We start from the raw sequence: 8992 nt of genomic DNA, 5'->3' as shown, positions 1-8992 counted from the left end.
GCTTCCTTCAGCCGCAGCGCCTCTTCCACCGAGATCTCGTCGAACGGGTTCATCGACATCTTCACATTGGCAAGCTCGACACCCGTGCCATCCGGACGAACCCGGATCTTCACGTTGTAGTCGACAACCCGTTTGACTGGCACGAGAATTTTCATCGGTTTTCCCTATGCAAGCGTGTAGGCGGTTTTGACCGAGGTGTAGAATTCCGCGGCATATCGGCCCTGTTCGCGCGGGCCGAAGGACGAGCCCTTGCGGCCGCCGAACGGCACGTGGAAATCGACACCGGCCGTCGGCAGATTGACCATGACCATACCGGCTTCGGCATTGCGCTTGAAATGCGTCGCATGTTTCAAGCTGGTGGTGGCGATCCCGGAGGAGAGGCCGAAGCTGGTATCATTGGCGACGGCGAGCGCCTCGTCGTAATCCTTCACCCGGATGACGGCGGCGACCGGGCCGAAGATTTCCTCCCGCGCGATCCGCATCTGGTTCGTCGCTTCGGTGAAAAGTGCGGGTTCGAGATAGAAGCCGGGTGTCGCCCGTTCCAGCCTGTTGCCGCCGAAGGCGAGCCTTGCGCCTTCCTGTCGGCCGATATCGATATAGTCGGTGTCCTGCCGCAACTGGCCTTCATCGACGACGGGGCCGATATGCGTGCCGCTCTTCAGAGCATCGTCGACGACAAGCCCCCCAAGACGTCTGGTAAGTGCCGCCACGAAGCGGTCGTGAATGCCTTCCGTCACGATCAGTCGTGAGGATGCCGTGCAACGCTGGCCGGTGGAGAAGAAGGACGAATTGACGGCCGCCTCGACGGCGACCTCGAGATCGGCATCGTCAAGGACCACGAAGGGGTTCTTGCCGCCCATCTCCAGCTGGAACTTGCGATTATGCTCGATCGACGCGAGCGCGACACGCTTTCCTGTCGCTGCCGACCCGGTAAAGGTCAGGGCGTTGATATCGGGGCTGTCGAGCATCGTCTGGCCGACCACGCTGCCGCGTCCCATGACGAGATTGACGACACCGGCCGGCGCGCCCGCCCGGTGAAGGATCTCGACCAGGGACCAGGCCGAGCCCGGCACCAGATCGGCGGGTTTCAGGACGACCGTATTGCCATAGGCAAGGGCCGGCGCGATCTTCCAGGCGGGGATGGCGATCGGAAAGTTCCAGGGCGTGATCACTCCGACGACGCCGACCGGTTCGCGGGTGATGTCGATGCCGACGCCGGGGCGAACCGAGGGCAGCGTTTCTCCCGACAGCCTGAGAACCTCGCCCGCAAAGAAATCGAAGATCTGGCCGGCGCGGGTGACTTCGCCGATTGCCTCGGGCAAGGTCTTGCCTTCCTCGCGGGCCAGCAGGCGTCCGAGCTCCTCCTTGCGCGCCAATATCTCGTCGCCGGTCTTCTTCAGAATGGCATGGCGGATCAGGATCGGCGCTTGGGACCAGGCTGGCAAAGCCGACTTTGCGGCCGCGATGGCAGCCCTGACGTCATCGGCATTGGCGCGGGCAAATTCGCCGACGACGTCATGGGTGTTGGACGGGTTTATGTTCGCCGAAGCGTCGCCGGCAACCCATTCCCCGGCGATCAGGTTCTTGTGCAGCATGGAAATCCCTGCGTTCAGTGCAGCCCGAGATAGGCCTTGCGGACGTCTTGGTTGTCGAGAAGGGCGGCGCTGTCGCCGGAGAGATGAATGCGGCCGTTGACCATGACATAGGCCCGCTGGGAGAGCTTCAAGGCGTGATTGGCATTTTGCTCGACGAGAAATATCGTTTTGCCCATTGCGGCGATTTCCCGCAAAACCTCGAAAACGCGCTTGACGATCAGCGGCGCCAGGCCGAGCGAGGGTTCGTCGAACAGGATCAATTCGGGCCGCGCCATCATGGCGCGGGCGATGGCGAGCATCTGCTGCTCGCCGCCGGACATGGTGCCGGCGGTCTGGTTTCGACGTTCCTTGAGACGCGGGAAGAGCTCGAACATGGTGTTCCTGTCTTCTTCGAAATGGGCCATGCCGATCGGTGTCGTGCCCATCATCATATTCTCCTCGACGGACATCTCCTGGTAGATCTGCCGGCCCTCCGGAACGAGCGCGATGCCACGCCGGGAAATCCTGCTGGTCGGCATATGGGAGATATCTTCGCCACGATGCAGGATCTTGCCCGATGAGGCGCGCGGGGCGCCGAAAATAGAAGAAAGCAGTGTGGTCTTGCCGGCGCCGTTTGCACCGATCAGGCTGACGATCTCACCGGCGGAGATGTGGACGTTTACCGCCTTCAGCGCTTCGACCGCGCCGTAATGGGCATGGACGCCGGCGAATTCGAGAAGCGGTACCTGCGTGTCGGACGATTGGCTCATGCTGGTACCTCTTCTTCGCTGACACCGAGATAAGCGGCGACGACGGCCGGGTCATTGGCGACATGCTCAGGCGTGCCGTCGGAGATCACCTCGCCATGATCGAGCACGACGATGTGGTTCGAAATGCGCATGACGAGGCCCATGTCGTGTTCGATGACGAGAACCGTCTGATCGTGATCGTCACAGAGCCGCTGGATGACTTCCGCCAGATCCAGCGTTTCGGAGGGGTTCAAGCCCGCGGCTGGTTCGTCGAGGCATATGAGGCTCGGGCCCGTACACATGGCGCGGGCAATCTCGACGCGGCGCTGCCGGCCGTAAGGCAGTTCACCGGCCAGGCGGTTGGCGTCGTCGGCAAGCTTCATCTGCCCGAGCCAGTAATAGGCACGGTCGATGGCCTCTCCCTCGGCCTTGCGGAACGCTCCAGTCCGGAAAACACCGCTGAGGATGTTGTTGCGGGTGGTGAGGTGCTGGGCGATCAGAAGGTTCTCGATAACCGACATTTCCTTGAACAGGCGGATGTTCTGGAACGTCCTGGCAATCCCGGCGCGTGTCACGAGGTGCGAGCCGCCGGTAACCGGTTTCGTCACCAACTGGCCGATATCGATCGGGCCTTCGCGTCCGTTCAGCATGATGCGGCCTTCGCTGGCGCGATAGAAGCCGGTGATGCAGTTGAACATCGTCGTCTTGCCGGCGCCGTTGGGACCGATCAGGGCGGTCACCGCGCCGCGTTCGACCGAGAAGCTGACGTCCCGGTTGGCGACGATGCCGCCGAACCGCATCGTGACATTCTGCACGTCGAGGATAGGTCCGTTCATCGTCCCGCCTCCGCCTTGCCCTCAAAGGACAGTTCGGTTCCGATGCCTTCTTTCATCGAGCTCGGAAAGAAGGCCGGGCGCTTGATGCGGACCAGGCCACGCGGTTTCCAGATCATCATCACCACCATCAGAATGCCGAAGACGAGAACGCGGTATTCGGCGAATTCGCGCAGAAGTTCCGGAAGAATGGTGAGAACGAGCGCTGCCGAGATGACGCCGGCCGTCGATCCGAGGCCGCCAAGGACGACGATGGCCAGGATGAGGGCGGATTCGAAGAAGGTGAAGGATGTCGGATTCACGAAGCCCTGCTGTGCAGCAAAGAAGACGCCGGCCAGGCCACCTGTGGAGGCGCCGAGCATGAAGGCCGTGAGCTTTGTGAAGACGTGATTGACGCCGAGCGAACGACAGGCGATCTCGTCTTCGCGCAGCGCTTCCCACATGCGGCCGAGAGGGATGACGCGCAGCCGCTCCACGGCGTAGATGACGAAGCAGACGACAAGAAACAGCACGAAATAGAGAAACCAGAACCGGTAGTCCGCGCTGTAGGGGATGCCCAGATATTCATGAATGGGAACGCCGCCCTGTTTGGCGGTACGAGTGAATTCGAGGCCGAGGAAGGTCGGTGCCGGAACCGGAGCGCCGTTCGGCCCGCCGGTGAAATCAAGCCAGTTGTTCAGCACAAGACGAATGATCTCGCCGAATCCGAGCGTGACGATGGCAAGGTAGTCGCCATGCATCTTGAGAACGGGAAAGGCGAGGACCATGCCGAAGAGGCCGGCCAGGAATGGGGCGAGCACCAGAGCGCCCCAGAACCCGATGCCGAGATATTGCGATCCGAGCGCCAGGAGATAGGCGCCGACGGCGTAGAAGGCGACGTAGCCAAGATCGAGCAGGCCAGCAAGCCCGACGACGATGTTGAGCCCCAGGCCGAGCAGGCAATAGATCAGGGCGAGGATCGCGATACCCAGGAGGTATTTGTCGGCAAAAAACGGCAGGCTCAGCCCTGCGAGAAACAGCACGGCAAGGAGCAGCGCCGGCGACCTTTCCTTGCCGGTCATGACGGTCACGCCGGCACCGTTGCCTGCGATGCGCCGGGTGAGTTTTCGGCCGACGCTGCTCATCTGGAACAGCGAGAGTGCTAGACGTCCTGCCGTGACGACGGCAGCCAGCAACACCGCGCGCATCAGTTCGTTGGTGAACGAAAATCCTTCGAGCACCAGTCCCGAGATCGGGCCGAACAGGATGAGGGAGACCGTAAAGGTGAGGAGCGCTTTCCTGACGAGCGCGCGAAGGCGGTTGGATTCCATGGTTTCTTGCTCCTCTCTCAGACTTTCTGGATTTCCGGCCGGCCAAGCAGGCCATACGGTCGGAAAAACAGGAGGGTGATGAGCAACGCAAAGGCGAAGACGTCCTTGTAGTCGGTGCTGACATAGCCTGCGAACAGAGCCTCGGTCAGGCCGAGGACGATACCGCCGAGCACGGCGCCGGGCAGTGAACCGATCCCGCCGAGCACTGCGGCCGTGAAGGCCTTGATGCCCATCACGAAGCCGATGAAAAAGTTGAAGGAGCCGTAATTGAAGGTGACGAGCGTGCCGCCGACGGCGGCCGTGGCCGCGCCCATGACAAAGACGGTCGAAATGATCCGGTCGGTGTTCACCCCCAGTATCGCGGAGATCCGGATATTCTGCTGGGTGGCACGGCATTCGCGGCCGATCCTGGTGTAGTTGATCACATAGGTCAGTATGCCCATGGCGATCAGCGACGCGAACAGGATCACCGTCTGCATATAGGTGATCTGTGCGAAGTGGACATCGCCACCGATGCGAAACGCACCCTGGATGAGTGTCGGCACGCCCTGGTCGCGTGCGCCCTGAGCGATCTGGACATAGCTCTGCAGCATCAAGGAGATGCCGATGGCCGATATCAGCGGAGCAAGCTTGGTCGAGCCGCGAAGCGGCCGATAGGCGACGCGTTCGATCACCCAGCCATAGACGGCCGTGATCGCGCAGCTGATCACCAGCACGGATATCAAGGCGAAGGGAACCGACTGAACGCCGAAATAGCCAAGCACGGCGAGTGTGATGGCGGCGATATAGGCCGATACCATATAGACGTCGCCATGGGCGAAGTTGATCATCCGGATGACGCCGTAGACCATGGTGTATCCGACCGCGATCAGACCGTAGATCGTCCCCAGCGTGATGCCATTGAACAATTGTTGAACCAGGATGTAAAAGTCCATGGTGAACCCCTCTTATGGTTTTCGGGGATGGATAAGCCGGCCGAACCTTGCGGTCCGGCCAACTCGGGCAAAATGCCTTACTTCACCAAGACAGGGGTTCCCTTGTCGTCGAAGTTGTAGAAGACGAACTTGAAGTCCTTGATGTCGCCCTTGGCGTCCCAGGTGATTTTGCCGATGGCAGAATCGACCGTGTTGTTGCGGAGATAGTCGGCCTGGGCCTTCAGCTCGTCGCCGGCCTTCAGCGCAGCGACGATGGCCTGCGCATTGGCGTAGCCATAGAGCACGTAGTTGGCCGGCGTGATGTTGGCTTTCTTCAGCGCATCCTGGACGCCCTGCGTGGAGGGATCGGCCAGCGGATCGGGCGTCGCCGAATAATAGACGTTCTTCAGATTCTCAGGCCCGCCGGCGGCTGCGACGAGTTCCGTCTGCGCGAAAGCATCGCCGCTGACGACGACTACGTCGACACCCTGTTCCTTCAGCTGGCGGATCAACGGACCGCCTTCGGGAATGAGACCACCGAAATAAACGGCATTGGCGCCGGAGCTCTTGATCTTGGTGACGAGCGCGTTGAAGTCACGTTCGCCACGGGTCAGGCCTTCGTACATCACCGGCTTGATTCCGCGTGCTTCGATCGTCTTCTTGACGGCGTCCACCAGGCCCTGGCCATAGGTGTCCTTGTCGTGGATGAGCGCGATCTTGTCCCGCTTCAGCGTATCCAGGATGAAGCTGCCGGCGACGACGGCCTGCTGGTCGTCACGGCCGCAGCCACGGAACAGGTTGTCGAAACCGCGATCGGTCACGGTCGGATTGGTCGAGGACGGCGTCATTTCGAGGATGCCGGCATCATTGTAGATTTCCGAAGCGGGGATCGTGTTGGACGAGCAGAAATGCCCGATCACGGCCTGGACCTTGTCCTGATCGACGAAACGATTGGCGACGGCAACGGCCTGCTTCGGTTCGCAGGCGTCGTCACCCTTCACCAGTTCAATCTTCTTGCCATTGATGCCGCCCGACGCATTGACGTCGCTGACATAGGCGGACACGCCGCTGAACACCTGCTCGCCGAAGGTCGCATTGGCGCCGGTATAGGGGCCGGCGACGCCGATCTTGACCGTGTCGGCGGCCAAAGCGCTGGAAAACAGCAAGGCGGAGGCCACAGCGGTGGCGCTCAGAAGTTTCGAGATGGATTTCATGTGCTTTTCCCTCTGGTTGAAGCTCTCTGGTTTTGGTGGCTCTTGACGCGGTTTAGTCCGCGTTCATGCTTCGCATCAAAGGCGAAGCTATTATTTTTGTTGGATAATTTCTCTTTCCCGAAGTTGCGGAGAAGAGCGGATTTCGAGATTTTCGATCCTTTTCTTAATTGACACTTATATGATAAGTGACATATACGAAGATCGTCAAGCGGAAATGTTGCAGTGTCGTTTGCAACAGTGAAGAATGGCACGGCGCATGGCCGCGCGAGCGCGGCCTCCAACGTTAAGAAAGCGGGGAACAAGACGGTGAGCAGCACGCCACGAAACTGCCGGGTGGGCGTCGATATCGGCGGCACCTTTACGGATATCGCTCTCGACCTCGATGGGACGCTCCACTCGACGAAGATCCTGACGGATTATACGGCACCGGAGCGGGCGATCCTCAAGGGCGTGAAGGCCGTCGCCGACATGGCGGGTATCGCTCTTTCAGAGATCGGTATCCTCATTCATGGCACGACGCTCGCCACCAATGCGCTCATCGAGCGGCGCGGCGCCAAAACCGCCTTCGTGACGACGGAAGGTTTTCGTGACGTGCTCGAGATGCGCACTGAGAACCGTTTCGAGCAGTATGATCTCAATATCTCCCTGCCGCCGGCGCTCATTGCCCGCGCCGACCGCTTCGTCATCCGGGAGCGTATCGATGCGCAGGGCAAGGTTCTGCTCGCTCTGGATGAGGCTTCGGTCGCAGCCGTCGTCGAGAAGGTTGCCGCCGGCGGCTATGAAAGCGTCGCGGTCGGCTTCATTCATGCCTATGCGAATGGCGCGCACGAAGTCGCCGTCCGCGATGCGATCCTGAAGCGCCTTCCCGGCATTTCCGTTTCGATCTCGTCGGAAGTTTCGCCGCAGATGCGCGAGTTCGAGCGCTTCAACACGGTTTGCGCCAATGCCTATGTCAAGCCGGCGATCAAATCCTATCTCGACCGTCTCGTCGTGTCGCTGAAGGAGATCGGAGTCGGCTGCCCGGTCTTCATGATCCATTCCGGCGGCGGGATCGTCTCGGTCGAGAGCGCCTCCGAGTTTCCGGTGCGTCTGGTCGAATCCGGTCCGGCGGGCGGCGCGATCTTCGCGGCCGACATCGCCCGTCAACATGGTCTCGATACGGTTCTTTCCTTCGATATGGGTGGCACGACCGCCAAGATCTGCCTGATCGAAAACCAGGTGCCGAAGACGGCCAAGACGTTCGAAGTCGCGCGCACCTATCGATTCCGCAAGGGATCCGGCATGCCGATTTCCATCCCCGTCGTCGAGATGGTCGAAATCGGCGCGGGCGGCGGTTCGATCGCTTCGGTCGACGCAATGCGCCAGATCCGCGTCGGGCCGCACTCGGCGGCCTCGGAGCCCGGCCCGGCCTGTTATCAGCGCGGCGGCAAGAACCCCACCGTCACCGATGCTGACCTGATCCTCGGCAAGCTCGATCCCGCCAATTTCGCCGGCGGCGCCATCCCGCTTTCCGTCGAGGCGAGCCGCCGCGCGATGAGCGACGATATCGGCTCGGTCATCGGCCTCGATCCGGAAGCATCAGCTTACGGCACCTGCGAAATGGTCGACGAAAACATGGCCAATGCCGGCCGCGTCCACACCGTCGAGAACGGCAAGAACATTTCCGATTTCACCATGATCACCTTCGGTGGCGCCGGGCCGCTGCATGCCGCGCGCCTCTGTGAAAAAATGGGTATCTCGACCTTCCTCGTTCCGCCGGGTGCCGGCGTCGGTTCGGCGATCGGCTTCCTCAAGGCGCCGTTCGGCTATGAGTCCGTCCGCAGCGCCGTCTTCAACCTGTCGAATTTCGAATATTCCGAGGCCAACCGGCTCCTGCAAGCCATGAAGGCTGAGGCGCTGGGCTTCGTCGAAGGCGGGCTCGATGCGGGCTCCCCGGTGATCGAACGCACGCTGTTCATGCGTTATGCCGGGCAGGGCTGGGATATCCCGGTCCCGCTTGCCGATGACAATTTCGACGCCGCGAGTGCTGAGACGATCGCCGCCTCGTTCGAAAAGGAATATGAGCGTTTCTTCGGCCGCGCCATCGAAGGTCTCGATATCGAGATCGTCAGCTGGTCGGTCAAGGCGAGTTCGCCGCTGCCGCCGGTGGAGCGCGTATCCTCCATCGCCGAAGGCAATGTCGTGCAGCCGGGCAAGACCCGCCGCCTGTTCGAGGCTGCGCAGGGCGCCTATCTCGAAGCGGGCATTCACGAGCGTACCGGCCTGACGCCCGGCGACGTGGTCAAAGGCCCCGCCGTCATCGTCGAGCGCGAGACCTCGACGGTTCTCACCGCCTCTTTCAAAGCCGTCGTTCAGCGCGATGGCTGCCTTCTCGTAACCCGGATCTGAGGATAGTCAC

Annotated in this window: 7 protein-coding genes and 1 pseudogene; 1 reads left to right on the top strand and 7 read right to left on the bottom strand. The window is 61.2% G+C overall.

The genetic code is table 11. The features are described 5' to 3' along the window. The 7 genes and pseudogenes from FHX10_RS30445 to FHX10_RS30415 form a co-directional block, all read right to left on the bottom strand. A pseudogene (locus FHX10_RS30445) lies at window positions 1-155 on the bottom strand (electron transfer flavoprotein subunit beta/FixA family protein); the annotation flags it as partial. 9 nt (window positions 156-164) lie between these two features. Then, the gene (locus FHX10_RS30440; protein WP_028757613.1) at window positions 165-1595 is read right to left on the bottom strand and encodes an aldehyde dehydrogenase family protein; all 1431 of its coding nucleotides are present in this window, start codon (window positions 1593-1595) and stop codon (window positions 165-167) included. Between the two features lie 14 nt (window positions 1596-1609). After that, complete coding sequence (locus FHX10_RS30435) at window positions 1610-2344, bottom strand: ABC transporter ATP-binding protein (RefSeq protein ID WP_028755658.1); 735 nt, start codon at window positions 2342-2344, stop codon at window positions 1610-1612. Then, window positions 2341-3159, bottom strand: coding sequence for an ABC transporter ATP-binding protein (locus FHX10_RS30430; protein WP_063473535.1), 819 nt, complete (start codon window positions 3157-3159; stop codon window positions 2341-2343). The genes FHX10_RS30435 and FHX10_RS30430 overlap by 4 nt, the downstream gene beginning before the upstream one ends. Further along, window positions 3156-4466 carry a high-affinity branched-chain amino acid ABC transporter permease LivM gene (gene livM / locus FHX10_RS30425; protein ID WP_097543715.1) on the bottom strand — a complete coding sequence of 437 codons (1311 nt, stop codon included), beginning with the start codon at window positions 4464-4466 and terminating at the stop codon, window positions 3156-3158. The genes FHX10_RS30430 and livM overlap by 4 nt, the downstream gene beginning before the upstream one ends. Window positions 4467-4483: 17 nt before the next feature. Continuing rightward, the gene (locus FHX10_RS30420; protein WP_028755661.1) at window positions 4484-5401 is read right to left on the bottom strand and encodes an ABC transporter permease subunit; all 918 of its coding nucleotides are present in this window, start codon (window positions 5399-5401) and stop codon (window positions 4484-4486) included. 77 nt (window positions 5402-5478) lie between these two features. Continuing rightward, window positions 5479-6594, bottom strand: a complete 1116-nt coding sequence (locus FHX10_RS30415) for an ABC transporter substrate-binding protein (protein WP_029868369.1) — start codon at window positions 6592-6594, stop codon at window positions 5479-5481. Window positions 6595-6900: 306 nt separating this feature from the next. Between FHX10_RS30415 and FHX10_RS30410 the strand changes: the two genes are divergently transcribed. Then, on the top strand, window positions 6901-8982 hold the full coding sequence (locus FHX10_RS30410) for a hydantoinase/oxoprolinase family protein (protein WP_029868370.1): 2082 nt from the start codon (window positions 6901-6903) through the stop codon (window positions 8980-8982). The last annotated feature ends 10 nt before the right edge of the window (window positions 8983-8992 follow it).

This window comes from Rhizobium sp. BK591 (assembly GCF_014195045.1).
GTDB lineage: Bacteria > Pseudomonadota > Alphaproteobacteria > Rhizobiales > Rhizobiaceae > Rhizobium > Rhizobium anhuiense.
The sequence above is the reverse complement of the archived record's forward strand: the minus strand, read 5'-3'. Positions and strand labels throughout refer to the sequence as shown.